Raw genomic sequence first — 22,707 nt, forward strand, 5'->3', positions numbered from 1 at the left:
CCGTCACCAGCAGGACGGGTCTGCCGACTCAGCGTCCTGCCGGTGGGGATCTCGATACGCCCGCTCCGCGGGCTACTCGATCAGCATGCAGGGGCTGCAGCAACAGCGGCGGCCGCGCACCCCACCCGCTAGTCGAGTAGCCGCGCAGCGGCGTATCGAGACTCCGCTCCAGCACTCGCACCGGAGGGCCCTCGCTGCGTCGATCAGCGCCTGAAGGCGCGTCGAGCGCCGCCGAGCGAGCAGCGGACGACACTCCCTTGCAAGTCGACTAACGCTCATCTACCGTCTCTTCTCGTCGGGCCAGGACGGCTCGGTCACCATGCGGTGATAGTCCGATCGATGGAGATGGACCATGAAGAACAGGTACGGGGCGCTTCTCGCCTCAGGAGCGGTGACCGCAGCACTCGCCCTCGGAGCGGCGCCGATCGCGTCGGCCTTCCCGATCTACGAGGACGCCGACTTCCGCGGATACGCCTACCAGGCGACATGGGTGGAGAAGGACGGTCTCGGTTCGATCAATCGAAAGGCGTCGTCGTTGAAGACGCCGAACCGGAAGACCTTCTACGAGAACCGCGGAATGGTCGGGCGTTCGATCCGTCTGCAGGGAGATGTGTCAGCCCTGTCGAGTCTCACGTCAGGCCTGAACTGGCTGGAGACCTGGAACGACCGGATCCAGAGCTACAACTAGTGGACGGTCGACGACGGCGCCCCGGCGGACGGATCCTCCGGGGCGCCCTGGGCGCCTTCGCCTCTCTAGCAGTTCTGAGTGGCTGCACTGCCGGTGGAGTCGAACCCGATGACTCGGCGCACGCCTACCTAGACCCGGTCAGCGGGGAGATCGTCATGCCGCTGAACGAGTACGCCTTCTACGGGCGGCACGCCGACGAGCAGGTCTTCGATACGGCGGCGGAAGCCGTGGTCGGAGAGTGCATGAAGAAGAAGGGCTTCACCTCCTCCGTCGCTCGCACTCCGGCCGACCCGACGACCGACCTCGACGACCGGACCTTCGGGATGTGGGACGAGAAGCGCGCGGCACGCTACGGCTTCGGCTCCGCCGACTCCCCACTGGACGTCGCGCTGGAGCAGGCACGCGCGGTCGGCGGGATGCAATGGTCCGCGGCGCGGGACGCCTGCTACGAAGACGACGAATCTGTGAGGACGGCGATGGCTACCGTCAACCCGCCGCAGGACGAGTACCTGAACAGTCTCGCCTCCCGCCTGGAGAGCGAGGCGCTGACGAAGGCTCGGAAGGACGAACGCTGGCATCGCGCCCGCGAGCCCTGGGAGCAGTGTCTGAAAGACGCCGGACTCACCGCCCAGACAGGCGAGTACTACCTGACGGAGCAGTCCTACGCGCTGCTGGGGAACGAAGGAGCGGGGAGCAGCGAAGAAGGGATCCGGCTCGCCTCGATCGAGGCCCGGTGCAACACCGAGAGCCGACTGACGCAGACGCTCGCCGACCTCGAAGCCGCGTACCAGCAGCCGCTGATCGACGCGAACCAGGCGGCGTTGAACGAGGAGAAGGAGCGCAAGCAGCAACTCCTCGAGGCCGCGCGCGCGTACATCGCCGCGCATGGTTGACGGCGGGGGTGCAGAGCCGAGCACCATGCGGCTCCGGCGCATAGAGCACCCTTTGCGGGCGGTCGTCGCGGCCCTGGTCCTGCTCGGCTCGATCACGGCCTCCTTCCTGACCGGGCTCCTGGTGCAGGCGCCGGACCACGGACCCGGAGAGCAGGCGCAGCAGTCGATCCAGGTCACCGCGCCTGTGGAGCGACGGGTCGTCGACTCTCGCACGGCGTTCGCCGGCAGCGTCGTCGCCGGGAGCGAGCAGGCGCTCAGCACGATCCCCTCGGGAGTCCCGGCCGTCGTCACCAGGCGCACCGTCGAGGTCGGCGACCTGGTCCGACCGGGGAGTCTCGTCGGCGCCGTCTCGGGACGACCCGTCTTCGCCGTGCCAGGCCCGCTGGCGCTCTACCGCGATCTGCGAACCGAGGACGAGGGCGACGACGTCTCCTCCCTCCAGCGCGCGCTCCGCGAGACTGGGGCGGACATCGAGGTGACGGGCTGGGTGGACTGGCGGACCACCGCCGCAGTGACGGAGCTCTTCGTCGACAACGGCTTCCCCGCGCCGACCGCCGCCGCCCCCGAGCCGGTGGAACCGTCGCCGACCGATCCTGACCCGTCGGAGCCCAGTTCCTCCCCAACGCCCGAGGTACAGCAGCCCCGCGTCGTCCGGCCCCCGGGCCTGCTCATCCCCTCCGCGAGCTTCGTCGCGCTAGCGGCGGCTGAGGCGACGGTCACCAGCGCCCTCCCGCTCGGCGCGACGGTCACGGCTGAGGTCCCGCTGGTCCGGGTCCGCACCTCGCCGAACACCGTCTCGTTCCGGGCCGACGCCGTGAACGCTGCGACGCTGACCGACGGGCAGGAGGTGAGCATCCAGGCCGACACCCGGCAGCTCGCGGGCACGATCACGGCGATCGGGGAGTTCGTCGAGGCCTCGGACGGCAAGGCACCGGGCCGGGACGTCACGGTCACCTCGGCCGATCCCGCCTTCGCCGGACTCTCGCCGGGGCTGAGCGTCACCGTCCTTCCGGAGGCCGAGCACGAGGAGTCCCTCGCGGTGCCGACGGTCGCCCTCCGGCAGGACGCCGACGGGACCTTCGTCCTCGTGCCGGACGACGCCGAGGCGGACGCCGGTCCGGAGCGGCCGGAGCCCCGGCGCGTGCCCGTCACCGTCGACTACTCGGGGAACGGCTGGACCGCGATCGCCGGCGACGTCCTCCCGCCCGGGAGCGAAGTGATCCTGCAGTGACCGTCGGCACTCCTCCCGTGCGCGCCGCCCTCGAGCTGACCGGGATCACCCGGACCTTCGGCGCCGACCCCGCGACCGGCATCCGGGACATCGGCATCACCGTGCAGCAGGGGGAGTTCGTCGCGATCGTCGGTCCGTCCGGCTCAGGCAAGAGCACGCTGCTGAACGTCCTCGGCCTGCTCGACACTCCGACGGCGGGCAGCTACCGCGTCTTCGGGACGGAGGTCGCCTCCCTGCGCGAGCGCGAGCGCGACCGCCTCCGGTCCCGGGTCTTCGGATTCGTGTTCCAGCAGTCGTTCGTCCTCGGCGACGTCTCCGCGCTGCACAACGCGGCGCTCGGACTCCGCACGCAGCGCGTCCCGCTCGCGGAGCGCGGCACGCGGGCGCTGGACGCCCTCGCCCGGCTCGGCGTGGAGGCCAGGGCACACGCCGCCGGGCGGGTCCTCTCCGGCGGTGAGCAGCAGCGTCTCGCCCTCGCTCGCGCCATCGCCACCCGGCCGCGGATCATCCTCGCCGACGAGCCGACCGGCAATCTCGACCGGGCCAACGGGACGGCGGTGCTCGACTACCTTCGCGATCTCCACGCCGGCGGAGTCACCGTCGTCCTGATCACCCACGACGAGACGATCGCGGCGGCCGCGGATCGCACGATCCGCATCGTCGACGGCACTGTCGACCCGTCGACGGCCCTCCCTCCCCGAGCGCCAGTGCACCGGGCCGCCGCGGAGGCGGATGCCGAGGAGGCGGAACCATCGCGCAGGAGTCCTCACCGCTGGGTCACGGCGCTCGCCGACGACCTCGGCGACGCCGTCGACGTCGTCACCACCCGGCTGGCGCGCACCCTGTTCCTGCTGCTCGCGTTCGCGCTGGGCATCGGCGGTCTGGTCGCCTCCATCGGGGTCAGCGAGAGCGCCTCCGGCAGCGTCGCGGACCGGCTGAGCGCGGCCGCCCTCGACGAGGTGCGCGTCTCGGTCCCCGGCGGCACGGATCTCCTGCGCGACGACGACCGTCGCCTCTCCGAGTGGATCGCTTCGGCGTCGTCTCTGCCGCGAGTCGCCGGAGTCGGCTCCGCCTCCGTGGCGTCGGGAGGCGCCGCCTCGATCCAGCGCCTCTCGCCGACCGAGCCGGAGAGGGGATCGCCGCTGAGGCTGATGTCCGCCTCCTCGGACTACCTGCGGCTCACAGGCGCATCGCCCGTGGGTCCGGACACCTTCGGACTCCTCGATGACCGGTCGCTGCAGGGGATCGCGATCGTCGGCCATGACGCGGCGGCGACGCTCGAGCTCCCTCCTCCGGGACCCGGCTGCCGGCTCTGGGTGAACGGCCGCACGGTCGACGTCGTCGGCGTCCTCGACGCCGGGCCTCGGCAGGCCGACCTCGCCGACTCGGTGATCGTCTCCTCCGATGTCCTGCAGGGCTCAGCCGATGTCACGACGGCGCTCCTGATCCGCACCGAGCCCGGGTATCCCGCCGCCGTCGCGGAGGCGGTCCCCCTTCGGCTCGATCCCGCGAACCCCGGACGGTTCGGCGTCGAGACCGTCGCCGACCTCCGCGATCTCCGGACGGGCATCGGCAGCGACCTCGGCGCCCTGATCGCACTGATCTCCCTCATCCTGCTCGTCCTCGCCACCATCAGCGCCGCGACGACCCTGCACCTCTCCGTGCAGGCCAGGGCGCACGAGATCGCACTGCGCCGGGCCGTCGGCGCCAGCAGGACCGCGGTCGGACGCCTCTTCCTCGCCGAGGGCCTCCTCATCGGCCTGCTCGGCGGAGCGGTGGGCGTGGCCGTCGGGAGTGCCGCGACGCTCGTCATCGCCGGGCTCCAGGGCTGGACTCCGATCCTCGAGTCCTGGCTGCCGGCGGCGGGACTCGGCGTCGGACTCCTGACAGGACTCGCCGCGTCGACGATCCCCGCGTGGACAGCGAGCCGCCAGGACCCGGCGCTCGCGCTGCGCGCCCGGTGACCCATCCCGGTCGAGTGGCCGCGCAGTGGCGTATCGAGACCCGCCCAGTCCGGCACGCGAGCCCGGCGGCTCCGCTCTCGGTGACGGCGGATCTCGATACGCCCGCTCCGCGGGCTCCTCGGCGGCGTCGGTCGGCGGGAGTCAGGCCTCGCCCGGCAAGGCCTGGCGGAGGACGATGCGGGTCCAGGCGCCGACGTAGACGCGGTCGCCCTCCTCGATCTCGCGGCGCTGGCCGGTGGGGACCGGGGTCTGCGGCAGCGGGGCGCCGGCCGCGGCGAGGTAGGTGCCGTTCGCGGACTGCAGGTCCTCGACCCACCAGCGGTAGCCGTCGGTGTTGAGCTGGCAGTGGCGGCGGGAGACGCCGGAGTCGGTGCCGCAGTCGATCTGCGGCGAGATGCCGCGCGAGGCGGAGGGCCGGCCGACGAGCACCGAGCGCTCGCGGAGCACGACGATCGTCGGCGGGCCGGCGGAGGGCATCGGGTCCTCGGCTCGCTGCTCGGCGTACCAGTCGGGGTCGACCCAGACCTCGGCGATCCAGGGGTCGTCCTCCTCCGGGGCCGCGGGGGCGGCGGGCGCGGCCGTCGGCGTGCTCCCGGTGACCTCGCGGATCACCTCGGTGGGCGGCGCGGCCGGCGGCGCGGTGGCGACGGGCACGTCGAAGCCGGCCTCCTCCTCCGGAACGAGCGCGGGCGGCGCACCGGGAGCGGCCGGAGCGGGCGCCTCGCCCAGGTGAGCCGCGGGATCGCCGGCCGGCGTGGCGGAGCCGCCGACCTCGCCGGGCGCGCGGACGGCCCCCGACTCGGTGAACGGGTCGGCCTCGGGCAGCGAGCCGGTGGTGAAGTCGTAGCCGCAGTTCTCACAGAACAGCGCGCCGGCCTCGTTGGGGTACGAGCAGTTCGGGCAGACGGCGGGACCGGTCGGGATCGCCGTGGTCGGGTCGGTGGCGCGGGGCGCGGGGGCGGACGGCGCGGCCGGCGCGATCGGCGCACCGCAGACGTCGCAGTAGTCGCCGGACTGGGAGGTGTGCCCCTCCGGGCAGCGGTAGCTCACTTGCGCACCCGCGTGGTCTTCGTCGAGGCGGTGTCGAGCGCCATCTCGTCCAGGCGGGCGACGCCGCGCTTCAGCCGGACCGTCCCCTCGTTGGGATTGTCGATCTCGACGACCTTGCGCAGCTTCGCGGTCGCCTCGTCGTTGCCGGTGGCGGCGGCGAGCTGCACGGCGCGGCCGAGCTTCACCGTCGCGGTGGCGTCGTCACCGACGGCCTTCGCGGCGAGGCCGTCCTGGATCGCCGAGGCGAGCTCGGTCTGGCCGGTGTAGTGCGCGACCGCCGGATCGATCCGCGCCGTGAGCGCGGAGTCGTCGGTCCAGCGGGCCTTCACCAGCGCGGAGGCGACGACCTCGTCGCGCACGCTGAGCTGCACCCGGGCGGCGAGCTGCTCGGCGCCGACCGGCTTCGAGGCGACCCGGACGGCCACGTGGTACTCCCGCGACTCGTCGCCCCAGGCGCCGGTCGGGTAGGAGCCGGTCAGCGGGTTCACCGAGGTGCGGCGCGAGCTCAGGTCCTCCAGGTTCGGGGCGACCTGGCGGACGAAGAGCAGCTGCGAGCCCTGCGGGGTCCACACACGCAGCTCGCCGTCGGCGACACCCCGGCCCATCGACGCCTGGATCAGCTGCTCGAAGTCGGCGGCCATGTCGGCCGGGTTCGCGATGAGGCCCACGGTGCCGAGCAGCGCGCTGGCGATGGTGCGCGCCTCCTCGACGACCCAGCGCGAGCCGACGCCGCGGACGTCGCACTGGAAGACGCCGCCGGCCGCGCGGATCGCCGCGTCGAGCTGCATCCGCGACTCGTGCTCGTTCTTGCCGTCGGTGAGCAGGATCGCGTGCCGCTGCTTCGCCTCGGGGACGCTGGAGAAGAGCTGTCGGGCGAGGGTCAGCCAGGTGCCCATCGCGGTGCCGCCGTCGGCCTGGAGGTAGCCGATGGCCTCCTTCGCGGCCGCGCGGGCCCCCGGCTCCATCCGCACCATCGACACGGAGGCGTTGGGGTACGGGAAGGCGCGGTCGGCGCGCTCGGAGCCGGCGACGACGGCGAAGAAGGTGCCGTCGAGGATCTGGTCGACCGCCACGGCGGCGGCGCGCTTGGCCGCGGTCATGTTCTCGCCGGTCATCGACCCCGAGCAGTCGACGATGATGATCTCGGCGGCCGCTCCGTCGCTGCCGGCCGCGCCGGTGCCGGAGGCGGTCACCGTCACGATCGCGTGCACATCCGTCGCGCCGTCCGAGAGGAACTCGTTCTGAAAGACACTCGCGCTGAACTCCGCCATTCGGCCAGTTTATTGTGCTGCCTGGCCGCGACGGCCCTCCTCCTCGCCGGATGCGCAGCAACCGTCGGACAGTCGGCCCCTCCCCCGGCCGGCGCGGGCTTCGACTACCAGCTCGGCGGGAGCTACCCGCCGGCCGACGGCGTCGAGCTCGTCGTCCGCGATCGTGAGGCCGAGCCCGCGCCCGGCGTGTACTCGGTCTGCTACGTCAACGCCTTCCAGACGCAGCCCGGCGAGGAGGCGGAGTGGGAGTCGCGCCCCGACCTGCTGCTGCGGGACGCCGACGGGGAGCCGATCACGGATCCGGACTGGCCGGACGAGACGCTGCTCGACGTGTCGACGGAGGCCAAGCGGGACGCCCTGCTCGAGGTGGTCGGGCCGTGGTTGGAGGGCTGCGCCGAGAGCGGCTTCGACGCCGTCGAGGCCGACAACCTCGACTCCGCCACCCGCTCCCAGGGGCTGCTCACCGACGACGACACCGCGGCGTTCGCCCGCGGCCTCGTCGAGGCCGCGCACCGGGCCGGGCTCGCGATCGGGCAGAAGAACGCAGCCGAGCGCGCGGAGGAGATGCGCGGCCTCGGCTTCGACTTCGCGATCACGGAGGAGTGCGAGGTGTTCGCGGAGTGCGACGCCTACAGGGACGTCTACGGCGAGCGGGTCTACGAGGTGGAGTACACGGACGTCGACGACGCGGACGCGGTCTTCGCGCGGGCGTGCGCACGCGGCGACGGCATCGGCGTGCTGCTGCGCGACCGCGACCTGCTGACGCCGAAGGACGAGGGGTACGTCTCGGAGCGCTGCTGAGGAGGCTGTGTCGAAGGACGAGCCCGCAGACCCGCCGTGCCGGCGACGGTGGGTCTCGAGACGCCTCTGCGGGGCTACTCGACCAGCATGAGCGCGCTCAGCCGCGCGAGTCCGAGCTCCGTCAACCCCGCTCCGCGGCCCGCGTCCGCCTGACAGGCTGGGCGCCGTGCCTCCCTGGTCCCTCGCGCTGCTCAGCGGCGCCATCGGCGGAGCGACCCTCCTCGTCGGAGCGGCGCTCGCCTGGTTCGTCCGCGTCCCGCCCAAGCTGACCGCCGCGATCTCGGCGTTCGGCGCCGGGGTGCTCATCTCGGCGCTCGCCTACGAGCTGGTGCAGGAGGCGGCCGACGACGGCGGACTCCTGCCGACCGTCCTCGGCACGCTCGCCGGCGCCGTGGTCTTCGTCGGGGCGGACGCGCTGCTCACCCGCGCCGGGGCCGGGAACCGCAAGAGCGCGAAGGGCTCGGGCTCCGCCGGCGGCGGCACCGCGATCGCCGCGGGCGCCCTGATCGACGGGATCCCCGAGTCGATCGTGCTCGGCCTCTCCGTGGCACAGGGCGGTGCGGGAGCGGCGATCAGCGTGCCGATCGTGGCGGCGGTGGCGATCTCGAACCTGCCCGAGGGCCTGTCCTCGACCGTCGGCATGAAGGCCGACGGCCGTTCCGCCCGCTACGTCTTCACCGTCTGGGGTGGCATCGCCGCGCTCTCCGCGATCGCCGCGCTCGTCGGCTTCCTCGTCTTCGCGAGCGCACCGGGAGCGGTCGTGGCGTTCGTGACGACGGTCGCGGCCGGCGCGATCCTCGCGATGATCTCGAACACGATGATCCCGGAGGCGTTCGACCGGGACGACGTGCTGACGGGGCTGTACGCCGTCCTCGGGTTCATCACTGCGTTCGCGCTACACTCCGCTTCCTAGGACGCCGCGGGGCGGCGTCTCGCGGTCGGCGGAGTGCCGCGCGCGTTCCGCAGAGCGTCTCGCGTACGCCGACGGGAGTCCGCTGGCACGCGGATTCCCGGATACGGCTTGTGCGTGGCCGGGTGGTTCGGAGGACCGCCGGCCGATGGTCGGGGCAGAAGCATGCTGGTCGAGTAGCCCCGGAGCGGCGTCTCGAGACCCGGCGGGTCAGCCGCTGAAGGCCGTCAGGGCGTCGTCGAGGATCGCGAGGCCGCGGGCGACCTCGGCGGGGGTGACCACGGCGGGCGGGACGACGTGGATGCGGTTGTCGGCCGTGAAGGGCAGCAGGCCGCGGGACAGCAGGTCGGCCTTCAGGCGGCCGACGGCGGCGGCGGGCAGCGGCTCGCGGGTGGCGCGGTCGCTCACGAGCTCGAGCGCCCAGAAGACGCCGGAGCCGCGGACCTCGCCGATCAGGTCGTGCTTCGCCTCGAGGGCGGCCAGGCCGGGGGCGAGATGCTCGGAGCCGATGGTCTTCGCGTTGTCGACGATGCCCTCCTCCGCCATGGCCTCGAGGGTCGCGACGACGCTCGCCGCGGCGAGCGGGTGACCGGAGTAGGTGAGCCCTCCCGGGAAGACGCGCTCGTCGAAGTGGTGAGCGATCGGGTCGTCGATGACGACGCCTCCGATCGGCACGTAGCCCGAGTTGACGCCCTTGGCGAAGGTGATCAGGTCGGGTCGGACGTCGAAGGCGTCGAAGGCGAACCACTCGCCGGTGCGGCCGAAGCCGGCCATCACCTCGTCGAGGATGAGCAGGATGCCGTAGCGGTCGGCGAGCGCCCGCACGCCGGCGAGGTAGCCGGGAGGCGGCGTCAGGATGCCGGCCGTGCCGGGGATCGTCTCGAGCAGCAGCGCCGCGATCGACTCCGGGCCCTCGGCCTGGACGACGCGCTCGAGGTGGTGCAGCGCGCGCTCGCACTCCTGCTCGGGCGTCTCCGCCCAGAACTCGGAGCGGTAGAGGTAGGGTCCGAAGGCGTGGACGTGCCCGCGGGCGTACTCGTTGGGGATGCGGCGCCAGTCGCCGGTCGAGACGATCGCGGCGCCGGTGTTGCCGTGGTACGAGCGGTAGAAGGAGACGATCTTGTCGCGACCGGTGTAGAGCCGCGCCATCCGGATCGCGTTCTCGTTGGCGTCCGCGCCGCCGTTGGTGAAGAAGACCTTCTCGAAGCCCTCGGGCGCGCGCTCGGTGATCAGGCGCGCCGCCTCGGCCCGGGTCTCGTTCGCGAAGGCCGGGCCGACGGTGGTGAGGACGGCGGCCTGCGCCTGGATCGCGGCGACGACCTTGGGGTGCTGGTAGCCGATGTTGACGTTGACGAGCTGGCTGGAGAAGTCGAGGTAGCGGGTGCCGTCGACGTCCCAGACCTCGGCGCCGAGGCCGCCGGCGATCGGCAGCGGGTTCAGCGCGCCCTGCGCGGACCAGGAGTGGAAGACCCGCGAGCGGTCGGCGGCGGTGACAGAGGCGTTGGTGCTGCCGGTGGGAGTCGTGTCCGAGGGTGTCGTGTCCGAGAGCGTCATGCCTCCATCGTGCCGCGCGGCGCCGAGTCGCGGGCGGCCCGCTTTGTCGAAGCCTCCGCCCTACGATGGACAGAACGTCGAATTCCGAGGGAGCCGCCCGTGCCCGCGACCGTCCGCGACCTGCTCGCCGAGCCGGCGTTCCGCCTCCACGTCCTCGCAGGCGTGCACGACGAGGCGGCGCTCGACGCCCCGCTGGTCTGGGCGCACTCCTCCGATCTCGTCGACCCGACGCCGTGGCTCGAATCGGGGCAGCTGCTGCTCACCGACGGCGTGCACTTCGAGCAGAGCCCGGGCACGCAGGGGGCCGACTTCTCGGAGGCGTACGTGGCGCGCCTGCGCGGCCGCGGCATCCGGGCCCTGGGCTTCGCGACGGGCATCGTGCACGACGAGGTGCCCGCGCCGCTCGTCGCGGCCTGCGCCCGGCAGGGGCTGCCGCTGCTCGAGGTCGCCGAGCTGACCCCGTTCATGGGGATCATCCGCTTCGTCGCGGACGTCATCTCGCGGGAGCAGCGCGAGCGGCTGGAGTGGTCGCTGGAGGCGCAGCGCCGGGTCGCGCGGGCGGCGCTGCGGCCCGACGGCCTCGCCGCGATCCTCTCCGAGCTCGAGCGCCAGCTGGACTGCTGGGTCGCGCTCTACGACGCGGTCGGGCAGCGGGTGCACCTGCCGACGCGGCTCGACGTGCCGGCGGGTGCGGAGCGCTCGGTCGCCGCGGCGGTGCGGCACGCGCTCGCGCGGGGCAGCCGCGCCGGGCTGCGCCTGGACGTCGGCGGCGGCGTGACGCTGCAGACCCTCGGGCAGCGCGATCACCTGCGCGGCGTGCTCGCGGTCGGCACCGGCACTCCGCTCGACCCGGCCGGCAACGACCTGGTCGCGAGCGTGATCGGACTCGCGAGCATCGCGCTGGAGCAGCGGCGCGCCCTCGACACCTCGCGGCGGCAGCTGCGCTCGGGGCTGCTCGAGCTGCTGGCCGCAGGGGCCTTCGACGTCGCGGCGCGCACCGCCCGGCAGCTGTGGGGGACGCTGCCTGCCGAGCCGGTCCGGGTGAGTGTGCTGAGCGAGCCGGTGCGCGGCGACTCGCTGCTCGACGAGCTGGAGGTGTTCGCGGAGGAGAACGGGTCGCGGCTGTTCTTCGCCGAGCGCGACGGGGCGCTCGTGGTGATCACGGGCGCGGACGACCTGGAGCTGATCACGGGCGTGCTGGAGCGGCACGGCGCGCAGGCCGGCGCGTCGGCGCCGGTCGCGTGGTCGGAGCTGGACCGGGGGCTCGTGGAGGCCCGGCGCGCGGCCGATCGGGCGACGGCGGAGCATCCGCTGCTCCGCTTCGAGGACGTGTCGGCGCGGGGGATGCGCGGCCTGCTCACCGCGGCCGGTGCGGAGCCCCTCGCCCGGCGGCTGCTCGCGCCGCTGCTCACCCCCGAGGGCGGGGTGCTGCTCGAGAGCGCCCGCGTCTGGCTCCGCTGCAACGGCGCGTGGGAGCCGGCGGCCCGCGAGCTCGGCGTGCACCGGCACACGCTGCGGAACCGCGTCACCGCGATCGAGCGGGCGCTGGGCGTCGACCTGGACGACGTGGACGCGCGCACGGAGCTCTGGCTGGCGCTGTGCTTCTCGGCGCCGGTCTCCTCCTCCGTCGTCGATCGGCCGCGGTCGGCCGAGCGAGAGGGGGACGCCCCACAGAGCGACGCACGTCCGTCCACGACGAATCGCTGACACGCGATTCGCCGGTTGCGCTCGACCTTGCGATGGTCGGCGTGCGGGGGCCCCGCGAGATGCCACTTGTGAGCAGGACACGCCGTAGAAGTCGCTCCTAAGTGGCATCTCGCGGCCCGCTCAGTTCTGAGGGAAACCGAGGTTGATGCCGCCGTGCGACGGGTCGAGCCAGCGGCTCGTGATCGCCTTCTGCTGCGTGAAGAAGCGGACGCCCTCCGCGCCGTGGGCCTTGGTGTCACCGAAGAGCGACGACTTCCAGCCGCCGAACGAGAAGGTGGCGACCGGCACGGGGATCGGCACGTTGATGCCGATCATCCCGACCTCGACCTCGTTCTGGAACCGGCGAGCCGCCCCGCCGTCGTTGGTGAAGATCGCGGTGCCGTTGCCGAAGGCGCCGTTGTTGATCAGCGCGACGCCCTCCTCGTACGACTGCACGCGGACGATGGAGAGGACCGGGCCGAAGATCTCCTCGGTGTAGGCCTTCGAGGTGATCGGGACGTCGTCCAGCAGGGTCGGCCCGAGCCAGAAGCCGTTCTCGTCGCCGTCGACCTCGATGCCGCGGCCGTCGACGACGACCTTCGCGCCGTCCTCCTCCGCGATCGCGATGTAGGAGGCGACCTTGTCGCGGTGCGCCTCGGTGACCAGCGGTCCCATGTCGCAGCCGCGACGCCCGTCGCCGATCCGCAGGGTCGCGGCGCGCTCCTGGATCTTGGCGATCAGCTCGTCGGCGACCGGCTCGACGGCGACGACGACCGAGATCGCCATGCAGCGCTCGCCGGCCGAGCCGAAGCCGGCGTTGATGGCGGAGTCCGCGACCAGGTCGAGGTCCGCGTCCGGCAGCACCAGCATGTGGTTCTTCGCTCCGCCCAGCGCCTGCACGCGCTTGCCGCGGCGGGTGCCGGTCTCGTAGACGTACTGCGCGATCGGGGTGGAGCCGACGAAGGAGATCGACTTCACGTCCGGGTGCTCGAGGAGGCCGTCGACCGCGACCTTGTCGCCGTTCAGGACGGTGAAGACGCCGTCGGGGAGGCCGGCCTCCTTCCAGAGCGCACCGAGCCAGATCGCCGCCGACGGGTCCTTCTCGGACGGCTTCACGACGACGGTGTTGCCCGCGGCGATGGCGATCGGGAAGAACCACATCGGCACCATCGCGGGGAAGTTGAACGGCGAGATGATGCCGACGACGCCGAGCGGCTGCTTCACGGAGTAGACGTCGACGCCGGTGGAGACCTGCTCCGAGTACTCGCCCTTGAGGTGGTGCGCGAGCCCGGTCGCGAACTCGACGACCTCCTGGCCGCGGGTGATCTCGCCCATCGCATCGGAGAGGACCTTGCCGTGCTCGGAGGTGATGATCTCGGCGAGCTCGCCCTTCTTCGCCTCGAGCAGCTCGCGGAACTTGAACACGATCTGCTGGCGCTTGGCCAGCGAGGTGTCGCGCCAGGCGGGGAACGCGGCCTTGGCGGAGGCGACGGCCGCGTCGATCTCGGCGGCGTCGGCCAGCGCGACCTCCTTGGTCGCGACGCCGAGCGCCGGGTCGTACACGGGCGCGGTGCGGCCGGACGACGACGGCGAGGGGGCGCCGTCGATCCAGTGGCCGACGGTGGACAGCGAGGTGGCGGGCGACTCGGCGATGCTCATGGGGTCGAGGGTAGGTGGCGAGCGGGCGGACGCGAGGCGCGGATCTGTCCAGCGAAAGGGATCCCGGGTGGACGGAGCGGCACGAGTGGATCTCGATACGGCCGCGAGCGGCCTACTCGATCAGCATGCAGGCAGCCGCAGGCGGCCTACTCGTCCGCGTGGGGCGTCTGGTCCCCGCCCGGGGCGAAGCGCGCCAGGGCCGCCGTGATGTTGTCCTGGCCGCCGCGCTCGTTCGCCCAGGCGACGAGGGCCTCCGCCAGCGCGACCGGGTCGTCGCCGACGCGGGCGACCGCGTCGTGCAGGACGGCCGCGAGCTCCTCGGCGGGCGAGGCGTAGTTCCACAGGCCGTCGGAGCAGACGAGCACCCAGCCCGGCTCGTCGAGCACCGTGGAGCCCAGGGTCGGCGATTCGTCGTGCGCGTCGGCGCCCAGCCACTTGGTGATGGCGTGCGCGTCGGGCGCGGACTCGGCCTCGGCGCGGGGCACGCCCGAGGCGATCTGCTCCTGCGCCCAGGAGTCGTCGACGGTCAGCTGCCGGGCGGGGCCCGCGTCGGGGATCCAGTAGCTGCGGCTGTCGCCGACGTTGCCGGTGACCAGCAGCGCGCCGTCCAGGATCGCGGCGGTGAAGGTGCACGAGGGCGGGTTGTCGCGCTTCTCGGGCACCGCGGCGTCGATCGCTCCGGAGGCGCGCGCGACCGCCATCTGCAGCAGCGCGCCCCAGCGCTCGGCGCCGTGCACCTCGCCGCCGACCTCGCTGCGCAGCGCGCTCAGTGCGGCGCGGGCCGCGGCGAGCGAGGCGGCGTCGGAGTCGGGGGTCGAGGAGACGCCGTCGCAGACCACCAGCAGTGCGGTCCGCAGGGCGCCGTCCTCGCCGGCGGTCGCGCCGATCGCCATCGCGTCCTCGTTGGCCGCGTGGCGGATCCCGCGGTCGCAGACGCCGCCGACCAGCGGGTGCGGCGCCTCCGCCCAGTGCTCGCGCTCGGTCGGGGCGCGCTGACCGCACTGCTCGCAGTAGCCGTCGTCGGCGATCGCTCCCCCGCAGTGCAGGCAGGCGGTCGGGCCCTCGGATCCGGCGGCGGGCGGGGCGGCCGCGGCGGCCGGGACGATCAGCGTCGTCCCGCAGGCCTCGCAGAAGGCGTCGCCGGTCGAGACCGGCTCGCCGCAGTTCGGGCAGGGCGTGGACAGCGCGGCACTCACGGAACTCTCCCCGCTCACGTCGCTCGCCCCGCTCACGTCAGCGTCCAGCGGCGCACGGCGTTCGCCCGGTCGACGAGGCGCAGGCGCTCCTGCTTCTCGCGGGTGGCGGCCGCGAGCGAGCGGTAGGAGGTCTCGAGACCGTCGCGGAGGGCGGGCTCGGTGGCGTCGATCCCGCCGATGGTCGCTCCCTCGGCGGGCCCGTCGCGCTGGACCAGCTCGAGCGCCGACTCCAGCACCCCCGTCGTCAGCTCGAGCCGGGTGCGCGCGTCGATCGCGACGGTGTCGACACTGGCGAGCGCCGCGGACAGCGCCGGCAGTCCGCGCCCCGAGCCGGCCAGCAGCTCGGCCCGGCGGCGGCGGGCGTCGACGTAGGAGGAGCGGGTCGGCGTGACGATGTCGAGCGCGTCGAGCGCGCCGTCCAGATCGGCCCGGTGCTGCCGGACCCGGGCCAGGCCGAAGGCGGCGGGCGCGGTGTAGTTGGCGTCGGCGCGGGCGCAGATCACGTAGAGCGACTCCGCCACCTCGGGCTCGCCGCTCGACTCGCAGGCCGCGGCGAGCGCGAGCTTCGGCGCGAGCTCACCCGGCACCTGGCCGTAGACGGTGTTGAACGAGGCGCGGGCGCCGATGTCGTCGTGGCGAGCGAGCTGGGCCAGCCCGCTCATCCAGACCGCGCGCCACTCCCACGGGTCCTCGGTGAGGATCTCGCCGGTCGCCCGGGCGACGTCCTCCCAGCGCTCGGCCTCGATCGCCGCGCGGGCGCGGGCGAGCCGCACCTCGACGGTGACGGTCGGCGCGAGCGCGAGGGCCCTCAGCCGGACGATCGGGTCGGCGACGTTGACGCCCGCGAGCCAGGCGCGGGCCGGGTCGGACTCGTCGGTCTTGAGCCCGGGCAGCGCGTCCCAGGGCAGCGGCCGGTCGACCACGTCGGCGACGGGCGCCTCGAACAGCGCCGACTCGGTCGAGTGCAACGCGGGGTGACCCGGTCCGCGGTCGGTCGCGACGACCTCGCGCAGCACGCCGAGCAGCTGCCCGCGCATCTCGTCGACGGTGGCGAACCGGTCCTGCGGGTCTGGCGCGCAGGCCTTCGCGACCAGGCGGTAGAACGAGTCGTACGTCTGGAACAGCGGCGTCTCGGACACCGGCGGCAGCGACGCGACGTAGGTCGTCTGGTTGCCGCGGAAGTCGAGGACGAGCGAGGCGATCGTCCGCCCGATCGTGTAGACGTCGGAGGCGATCGACGGCCCGAGCTCGGGCACCTCGGGCGCCTGGTAGCCGACGGTGCCGTAGATCGCCGACTCCTCGTCGTCGGCCCGGCGCACGCCGCCCAGGTCGATCAGCTTGACCTGGTCGCCGACCTGGATCATGTTGTCCGGCTTGAAGTCGCAGTAGAGCAGGCCGTGGTCGTGCAGGTAGGCGAAGGCGGGCATCACCTCGAGCACGAAGGCGAGCGCCTGATCGACGGGCAGCGGGTCCGCGGAGCCGCCGTTCGCGTCGCGGCGCTCCTGGAGGATCTGCTTGAGGCTGGGCCCGCCGACGTACTCCATCACGATGTAGCCGGCGCCCTCGTGCAGGACAAAGTTGTAGATCTCGACGATCAGCGGGTGCTCGACCTCGGCGAGGTACTGCCGCTCGGTCACCGCCGCTGCGTAGGCGTCCGGGTCGCCGGAGTTGAGCAGGCCCTTGAGCACGACCCAGCGGCCGGAGACGTTGCGGTCGCGGGCGAGGTAGATCCAGCCGAGCCCGCCGTAGGCGAGGCAGCCGACGACCTCGTACTGCCCGCCGACGACGTCGCCCTTCGCGAGCTGCGGCGTGAAGCTGAACGGGGTGCGGCAGTTGGGGCAGAAGCCCTCGGTGCGGCCGGCCTTGCCGTCGCGACCGCGGCCGACCGCGGTGCCGCAGTTCGAGCAGAAGCGCTTGCGCTCGGGGAGCACCGCCTCCTTCATCAGCGCGGCCATCGGATCGGCAGCGGGGCGGGAGGGGACGGTCGTCAGCCCGGCGCCGAGCCGCGGTCCGCGCAGGCGGGTCGAGGTGGTGCCGACGCGGCGGGTGGTCTTCGAGCCGGTCTGCGCCGTGCGGGCCGAGCCGAGCGCGGCGGTCGCCAGGCGGGCGGAGGAGGTGCGGCCGCTGCGGGCGGTGGCCGCCTCCTCGGTGCTCGATCCGACGGGGGCCTGCGCGTTCGGCGCGCCCTCGGCGAAGCCGGTGCCGAAGGCGGCGGAGGCGGTGGCGGGCGCGGGGGCGCCGGGCGCGGAGCGCCGCGCGGTGGGAGCCGACACCGCGGCCGCAGGCGCCTCCGCCGGCAGCCCGCAGACGTTGCAGTAGCCGTCCTCGATCACGCCGGTGCAGCCCGGGGTGGAGGTGCAGGGGTCACCGTTCATGAGCGGGCCTTCCGAGGGAGCGAGGGAGACGGGGCGGTGGGCAGGTCGCGGGTGACCACGTCGTACTGCTCGACCAGATGGCGGGCGAGCGGCACCGAGCAGGGCACCGCGTCGAGCGCGGCGCGCACCTCGGCCTCGGCCGCGACGCCGACGGGCGACGCGGCCCGGCCGTTGGCGGCGGCGCGCTCGCGCAGGGCCCGCAGCCGGAAGCCGAGCGCCGCCCGCTCGCGCAGCGGCGAGGTGTACGCGGCCTCGACAGCGTCGAACGCCCGGCCGACGGCGGTGAGGCGGGCGAGGTGAGCGTCGAGATCCTCCCGCCCGCTCGGAGGCTCGCCGAGGCGCGAGACGTCGGGCACGGCGAGGCGGGGCGGATCCGCGATCTCGCGGCGGCAGCGAGCGACGAGCTCGCGCAGCGGCGCCTCGCGCAGCTCCGCGGCGGCGGCCAGCTCGCGGGCGCGGACCCGGTCGTGCTCGAGACCGCGGCGCTCGGAGGCGGCGATGATCAGGTCGCGCTCGAGCCGGGCGGAGTCGCTCTCGAGCTGACCGAGCGGGCCGGAGACGTCGGCGCCGCGGCCGGCCTTCTCGGCGAGGGCGTCCAGTCGCGAGCGGAGCACGGCGACCCGCTGAGCGGCGGCCTGGTCGACGGTGCCGCGCGCATCGCGGGTGAGGTCGCGGCAGCGCTCGATCTCGGCGCGCACCCCGACGATCCGGCCGGCCACGTCGGTGCCGCTCGGGTCGAGCTCGAGGCGCGACTTCAGCTGGCCGATGACGGCGTCGCAGAGCCGGACGGCCTCGACCAGCGAGACGGCGGCACTCCCGCCCGAGCCGGAGGAGTCCAGCCTCCCCCAGATCAGCTGCGACATCCGCTCGCGGGCCACGGTGTCCACGCGGCCGGAGTCCCAGACGAGCTCGAGCTCGGCCAGGCGCCGGGTGACCGACTCGCGCAGCGACTGCGCGAGGACGACGTCGGCGGTGTAGCTGTCGGCCTGCGGCGAGGCGAGCGCGGCGGCGTCGAGCCGCGAGAGCTCGCGGGTCGTCCGCTCCAGCCAGCGGCCGAGCTGCGCGAGGTAGTCGAAGAGCGCGCGCTGCGGGATCGCCTCGCCCAGGCGCCCCGGAGCGACGGGCGTCCCCTCCGAGACCCCCGCCCCCGAGACGCCCGGGGCGCTCGTCCCGGCCGCCATCAGCGCCCGTACACGGCGGCGGGCGGCGTCGCCGTGCCGAGATCGCCGAGCCAGCGGTCGTAGATGCTCTGCCAGCGGCCGTTCGCGCGGATGCTCTCGAGCGCCGCGTTCACGAAGCGCACGTAGTCGGGGTCGCCGGCGGGCATCCCGAGGCCGTAGGGCTCATCGCTGAGCGGGTCGCCGATCACCTTGGCGTACGGGTCCTGTGCGACGAAGCCCGCGAGGATCGTGTCGTCGCCGGCGATCGCATCGACGGAGCCCTCCTGGAACTGCGCGAGGCACTGGGTGTGCGTGTCGGCGGCGACCGCGGTCACCTCCGGGTAGTCGTTCTGCAGCCGGCTGAGCGTGGTGGTGCTGCGCGGGGCGCAGACGTCCAGCCCCGCAAGGTCCTCGATGCCGTCCGCGTCGCGGCTGTCCGAGACGAGCACCTTGAGGCCGGCGCTGTAGTACTCGGAGGAGAAGGCGATGCTGCTCCAGCGATCGCAGGTCATCGTGAGCGTCCGGGCCACCATGTCGACCTGCGGCGTCGCCGCGTCGCCGCTGAGGGCGGGCAGGCGCTGGGCCGAGGTGATGACCACGAACTCGATCGAGTCCGGGTTCCCGAGGATCGCGCGAGCGATCTCGCGGGCGACGTCGATGTCGAAGCCCTCGATCGCGCCGGTCAGCGGGTTGCGCGAGCTCATCAGCAGGGTGTCGGCCGAGACGCCGACGCGGAGCTTCCCGTCGTCCCGGATCTGCGCGAGGCGGGGGCTGTCGGTCACGCCGGTCGGCGCGTAGGAGGTGACCGCCGACGGCGAGCACTCCGCAGTGGCGGGAGCGGCGGTCGACGGCGCGGACGCCGTGGGGGTCGGCGTCGTCGCCTCGGTGAGGGTGCCGAGGTCGCTCGCGCCGCTGGTGCAGCCGGAGACGGCGAGCACGGTGCCGAGCAGGAGCGCGACGGCGCCCGTGCGCAGGGTGCTGAGGCGGGTCATCGGTACTCCTCCAGTCGCTGCGCGACGCCGCGCCAGGCGAGCAGGGCGCCCACCAGGCCGGCAGCGAGCAGGATCCAGGAGGCGACCGAGGCGGTCGCGCTCCCGTCGTCGAGTTCGGTCCGGGTCGTGGTCGTGTCGTCGACGATCGCCAGGCGCGCATCATCGGCGAAGGCGTCGAACGCGACGTTGGCGGAGTCGGGCTCCGTCGAGGTGGCGAGCAGGACCGCCCGGTCCCAGTTCCCGCCGTCGTCCTCGGCGCGGATCGCCGCGTGCAGGTCGAGCCACGCGTTCAGCTCCGTCAGCAGCGCCCCGTCGACGATGCCGTCGTCGACCCCGGCCTGCAGCCGATCCCCCGCGTCCTCCGCCGCCGCCTGGAACTCCGCCTCGAGGGCCGCGCCCGAGCCGCGCTTGATCAGCGTGAAGCTCTCCAGCGACTTCGCGTCGCTCGCCGCGGTGAGCGCCTGCGAGACCACGAGCGTCGCCTGGTACGGCTCGGCGCGCACCGCCGCAGCACGCCCCGCGATCGAGCCGAGCACGAGGGCGCCGCCGATCCCGACCAGCAGCAGCAGTCCGGTGGCGGTGGCGAGTGGGCGGTTCAGGTAGCGGTGCGTCCGCCGCGCCAGCCAGACCTGCGCCGCGATCAGCAGGAGCAGCATCGCCAGCGAGCCGATCAGCAGCAGCACGCTGAAGCGCACGGTGTCGTAGGCACCGGCGACGCGGTCGGCCCCGCGGGTGACCAGCCCGTTGAGATCGGCGAGGATCCCCTCCTCACCGGTCAGCTGTGAGGACGCCTGGTCGAGGTACGCCGAGCCGACCGGGAAGCCCTGCCGGTTGTTGGCGCGGGCCTGCTCGATCAGTCCGCTGTAGGTGGTCAGCTTGGTGGCGATGGTCGCGAGGGTCTCGGCGTCGTCGGGCTGCGTGGAGGCGAGCTCGGCGATCCGCGAGGACGCGCCGGCGAGGTTGTCGACGTAGGTCTGCCGCTGCTCCGCGGGCTCGAGTCCGCCGACCAGGAACGTGTTCGCCGCGATCGCGTTGGCGTCGACGAGGAGGTTCCGCACGTCCTGGACGCCGATCAGCTGGGCCGCCTGCTCGCGGGCCTCCTGCGCGGCGCGCGCCTGCAGCGACGCGGCCTGCTGGGCGAAGACGCCGAACAGCACGGCGGCGAGCGCGGTGAGCACGAGCAGCAGCCGCAGGGTGCGCGGAGTGGTCGAGGTCGCGCGGGCGAGGAGCGTCGGCCGCCGAGCGGCCGGCGCAGCCTGCGCGGGTGCGGGCGGAGCCGGCGGCGCGGCGGTGGCGATGCTCATGCGATCTCCTCGGTCGATGCGTCGGTCTCGGACTCCGCCTCCGGCAGCTCCGCCTCCACGACGTCGTCCGCCTCCAGGGTCCGCAGCTCGTCGAGCGTCGGCTCCTCGGTGTCGCGCAGGCGCCAGGCGTGCCGGGCGATGGCCGCGTCGAGCACGTTGCGCACCCAGCGCCCGTTGCCGAACGCCTCGGTGCGCTCCTGAGCGGCGGCGACGTCGGCGAAGGCGGCGACCGCCTCCGGGGTCGGGGTGAAGTCGGCGGCGGCGGCGAGGCGCGCGAAGATCGCGGACAGCTCCTCGTCGCTGTAGTCGGCGAAGTCGATGGTGGTGGAGAAGCGGCTCGCGAGGCCGGGATTGGTGTCGAGGAAGCCCCGCATCGGGCCGGAGTAGCCCGCCACGATGACGACGAGGTCGCCGCGGTGGTCCTCCATGTCCTTGACCAGGGTGGTCACCGCCTCCGCCCCGTACTGGTCGAGCGCGAGCGCGTAGGCCTCGTCGATGAAGAGCACGCCGCCGCGGGCCGAGGCGATCACCTCGGCCGTCTTCATCGAGGTCTGGCCGAGGTAGCCGGCCACCAGCTCCGAGCGGTCGACCTCGACGAGCACGCCCTTCGAGAGGATGCCGAGCGAGCGGTAGATCCGCGAGACGAGGCGGGCGACCGTGGTCTTGCCGGTGCCCGGGTTGCCGGTGAAGACGAGGTGCCGGGTGAGCGTCGGCGTGGTGAGACCCGCGGCCTGGCGCAGGGTGTCGATCCGGAGCAGCTGGGTCTGCCGCTTGATCTCGCCCTTCACCCGGTCGAGGCCGATCAGCGCGTCGAGCTCGGCGAGCAGGTCCTCGATCGCCTCAGGCGGCTCGAGCGGCTCGGGCTCGGCTTCCGGCGCGGGAGAGGCGGGCGGCGCGGCGGCGACCGGTCCCGGCTCGTCCTGCGGCCCGTCGTGCTCGGTCCGCCGCAGCCGCGCGAGGATCTCGTCGACACCGGGAACGCCGGCGGGAAGATCGCGCCGAGCGGCAGGCGCCGACGTCGAAGGAGCCTGCACCGCCCCCAGCTGCGCCGCCGCCGTCGCCGACGCCGCCGCGATCCCGCCGATCCCCGGCTCCCCCAGCGCGCTCGCCGCGGACACGACCTCGGTCAGCGCCCGCGCGTACGCACCGGCCTGCTCCGACCGGGCCGCGACCAGCCCGGCGAGCAGGTCGGTCGGCGAGCTGCGCCAGCGCCGCGCGCTCGACGCGGCAGTGAAGAACGCCTCGAGACCGCCGGTCGTCCCGGTCTCGGCGAGCCAGTCCTGGCCGGCCCCGGTGATCGACTCCGCGACCGCGGCCGCGAGGCGAGCGCCCTCGGCGCGCACGGCGGCAGCGTCGAGTCCGGCCGCGGATCCGACCAGGACGAGCGCGTCGAGCGACGCCGCGAGCGTGCTCACGAGGCGCTCGGCGGGGTCAGCGAGCCCGGAGTGGTGGGCGTGGACGATGCGGGAGGCGCGTCCAGTCCGCTCGACAGCGACGACTCCGTGAACTTCTCGGCGAGGAACTGCCCGTGCGCGATCAGCGCCGAGGCGTCCTGCCGCGAGACGGCGTCGGAGATCCGGTCGAGGGTGCCCCCGAGCAGGTCGAGCTGGTCGCAGAGGATCATCAGCGAGGTCTTCCCCTTGTAGACGGCGCGGCGGTCGGCGAAGTCGCGCGGCAGGCGCAGGTAGCCCTCGACCGCCTCGGGCAGGTAGCTGGTGGCGGTGGCGACGACGGTGTGGCCCTGCCGGCTCATCCCGCCGAGGCGGTCCAGGCGCGGCACCATCTCGCGCACGGTCTCGTCGACCCGGCGGATGCGGGCCGCGACGATCGCCGGGACCTTGCCCGCGGTCTCCGCCGCGACCCGGTCGAGCGCCGCGAGGATGTCGTCGCTGGACGGCACGCGCGGGAGTGCGGGCGCGGTCTCCTCCGGCACCGGGTCGGTGCCGCCGAACAGGCGGGAGAGCCAGCCCATC

The 22,707-nt window shown here is 73.7% G+C and carries 18 protein-coding genes; 7 read left to right on the forward strand and 11 right to left on the reverse strand.

What is annotated here, in order from left to right:
* Window positions 1-391 precede the first annotated feature (391 nt).
* The 4 genes from HRK28_RS05855 (at window position 392) to HRK28_RS05870 (ending at window position 4,776) form a co-directional block, all read left to right on the forward strand.
* Window positions 392-688 (forward strand): hypothetical protein, encoded by a 297-nt coding sequence (locus HRK28_RS05855; protein WP_217274402.1) that lies wholly within the window; start codon window positions 392-394, stop codon window positions 686-688.
* 155 nt (window positions 689-843) lie between these two features.
* Window positions 844-1,581, forward strand: coding sequence for a hypothetical protein (locus HRK28_RS05860; RefSeq protein ID WP_173250677.1), 738 nt, complete (start codon window positions 844-846; stop codon window positions 1,579-1,581).
* A 52-nt stretch (window positions 1,582-1,633) separates the two neighbouring features.
* A complete protein-coding gene (locus HRK28_RS05865) occupies window positions 1,634-2,812 on the forward strand; it encodes a hypothetical protein (RefSeq protein ID WP_173250678.1) in 1,179 nt (392 codons plus the stop codon).
* Window positions 2,809-4,776 (forward strand): ATP-binding cassette domain-containing protein, encoded by a 1,968-nt coding sequence (locus HRK28_RS05870; RefSeq protein WP_173250679.1) that lies wholly within the window; start codon window positions 2,809-2,811, stop codon window positions 4,774-4,776. Before HRK28_RS05865 ends, HRK28_RS05870 begins: the two co-directional genes overlap by 4 nt.
* Before the next feature lie 141 nt (window positions 4,777-4,917).
* Here HRK28_RS05870 and HRK28_RS20735 read toward each other — a convergent pair whose 3' ends face one another.
* Both HRK28_RS20735 and HRK28_RS05880 read right to left on the reverse strand, forming a co-directional pair.
* The gene (locus HRK28_RS20735; protein ID WP_173250680.1) at window positions 4,918-5,826 is read right to left on the reverse strand and encodes an FHA domain-containing protein; all 909 of its coding nucleotides are present in this window, start codon (window positions 5,824-5,826) and stop codon (window positions 4,918-4,920) included.
* Window positions 5,823-7,097, reverse strand: coding sequence for a VWA domain-containing protein (locus HRK28_RS05880; RefSeq protein ID WP_173250681.1), 1,275 nt, complete (start codon window positions 7,095-7,097; stop codon window positions 5,823-5,825). Before HRK28_RS05880 ends, HRK28_RS20735 begins: the two co-directional genes overlap by 4 nt.
* Before the next feature lie 12 nt (window positions 7,098-7,109).
* On the opposite strand from HRK28_RS05880, the gene HRK28_RS05885 reads away from it, so the two are divergent.
* Window positions 7,110-7,898 carry an endo alpha-1,4 polygalactosaminidase gene (locus HRK28_RS05885; protein ID WP_217274403.1) on the forward strand — a complete coding sequence of 263 codons (789 nt, stop codon included), beginning with the start codon at window positions 7,110-7,112 and terminating at the stop codon, window positions 7,896-7,898.
* A 166-nt stretch (window positions 7,899-8,064) separates the two neighbouring features.
* Window positions 8,065-8,811, forward strand: a complete 747-nt coding sequence (locus tag HRK28_RS05890) for a ZIP family metal transporter (RefSeq protein WP_160087421.1) — start codon at window positions 8,065-8,067, stop codon at window positions 8,809-8,811.
* 207 nt (window positions 8,812-9,018) lie between these two features.
* On the opposite strand, the gene HRK28_RS05895 is transcribed toward HRK28_RS05890, so the two are convergent.
* Window positions 9,019-10,362 (reverse strand): aspartate aminotransferase family protein, encoded by a 1,344-nt coding sequence (locus HRK28_RS05895; RefSeq protein WP_173250682.1) that lies wholly within the window; start codon window positions 10,360-10,362, stop codon window positions 9,019-9,021.
* A 99-nt stretch (window positions 10,363-10,461) separates the two neighbouring features.
* Here HRK28_RS05895 and HRK28_RS05900 point away from each other — a divergent pair, with 99 nt between their 5' ends.
* Complete coding sequence (locus HRK28_RS05900) at window positions 10,462-12,069, forward strand: PucR family transcriptional regulator (protein WP_173250683.1); 1,608 nt, start codon at window positions 10,462-10,464, stop codon at window positions 12,067-12,069.
* 120 nt (window positions 12,070-12,189) lie between these two features.
* On the opposite strand, the gene HRK28_RS05905 is transcribed toward HRK28_RS05900, so the two are convergent.
* The 8 genes from HRK28_RS05905 to HRK28_RS05940 all read right to left on the reverse strand — a co-directional run bounded on the left by HRK28_RS05905 (window position 12,190) and on the right by HRK28_RS05940 (window position 22,706).
* Entirely contained in the window at window positions 12,190-13,707 is a 1,518-nt protein-coding gene (locus tag HRK28_RS05905) for a CoA-acylating methylmalonate-semialdehyde dehydrogenase (protein ID WP_302051441.1), read from the reverse strand.
* Between the two features lie 146 nt (window positions 13,708-13,853).
* A complete protein-coding gene (locus HRK28_RS05910; RefSeq protein WP_367948345.1) occupies window positions 13,854-14,903 on the reverse strand; it encodes a PP2C family serine/threonine-protein phosphatase in 1,050 nt (349 codons plus the stop codon).
* Between the two features lie 32 nt (window positions 14,904-14,935).
* Window positions 14,936-17,278 (reverse strand): serine/threonine-protein kinase, encoded by a 2,343-nt coding sequence (locus HRK28_RS05915; protein ID WP_173250685.1) that lies wholly within the window; start codon window positions 17,276-17,278, stop codon window positions 14,936-14,938.
* On the reverse strand, window positions 17,275-18,459 hold the full coding sequence (locus tag HRK28_RS05920) for a hypothetical protein (RefSeq protein WP_173250686.1): 1,185 nt from the start codon (window positions 18,457-18,459) through the stop codon (window positions 17,275-17,277). Before HRK28_RS05920 ends, HRK28_RS05915 begins: the two co-directional genes overlap by 4 nt.
* The gene (locus HRK28_RS05925; RefSeq protein WP_173250687.1) at window positions 18,459-19,430 is read right to left on the reverse strand and encodes a glutamate ABC transporter substrate-binding protein; all 972 of its coding nucleotides are present in this window, start codon (window positions 19,428-19,430) and stop codon (window positions 18,459-18,461) included. Before HRK28_RS05925 ends, HRK28_RS05920 begins: the two co-directional genes overlap by 1 nt.
* Window positions 19,427-20,734 (reverse strand): hypothetical protein, encoded by a 1,308-nt coding sequence (locus tag HRK28_RS05930; protein WP_173250688.1) that lies wholly within the window; start codon window positions 20,732-20,734, stop codon window positions 19,427-19,429. Before HRK28_RS05930 ends, HRK28_RS05925 begins: the two co-directional genes overlap by 4 nt.
* Window positions 20,731-22,149: an AAA family ATPase gene (locus HRK28_RS05935; protein ID WP_173250689.1), complete on the reverse strand. Its 1,419-nt coding sequence runs from the start codon at window positions 22,147-22,149 to the stop codon at window positions 20,731-20,733. Before HRK28_RS05935 ends, HRK28_RS05930 begins: the two co-directional genes overlap by 4 nt.
* Window positions 22,146-22,706, reverse strand: coding sequence for a hypothetical protein (locus tag HRK28_RS05940; protein ID WP_173250690.1), 561 nt, complete (start codon window positions 22,704-22,706; stop codon window positions 22,146-22,148). Before HRK28_RS05940 ends, HRK28_RS05935 begins: the two co-directional genes overlap by 4 nt.
* Between the last annotated feature and the right edge of the window lies 1 nt (window position 22,707).

The organism is Rathayibacter sp. VKM Ac-2835 (genome assembly GCF_013266705.1).
Taxonomy (GTDB): Bacteria; Actinomycetota; Actinomycetes; order Actinomycetales; family Microbacteriaceae; genus Rathayibacter.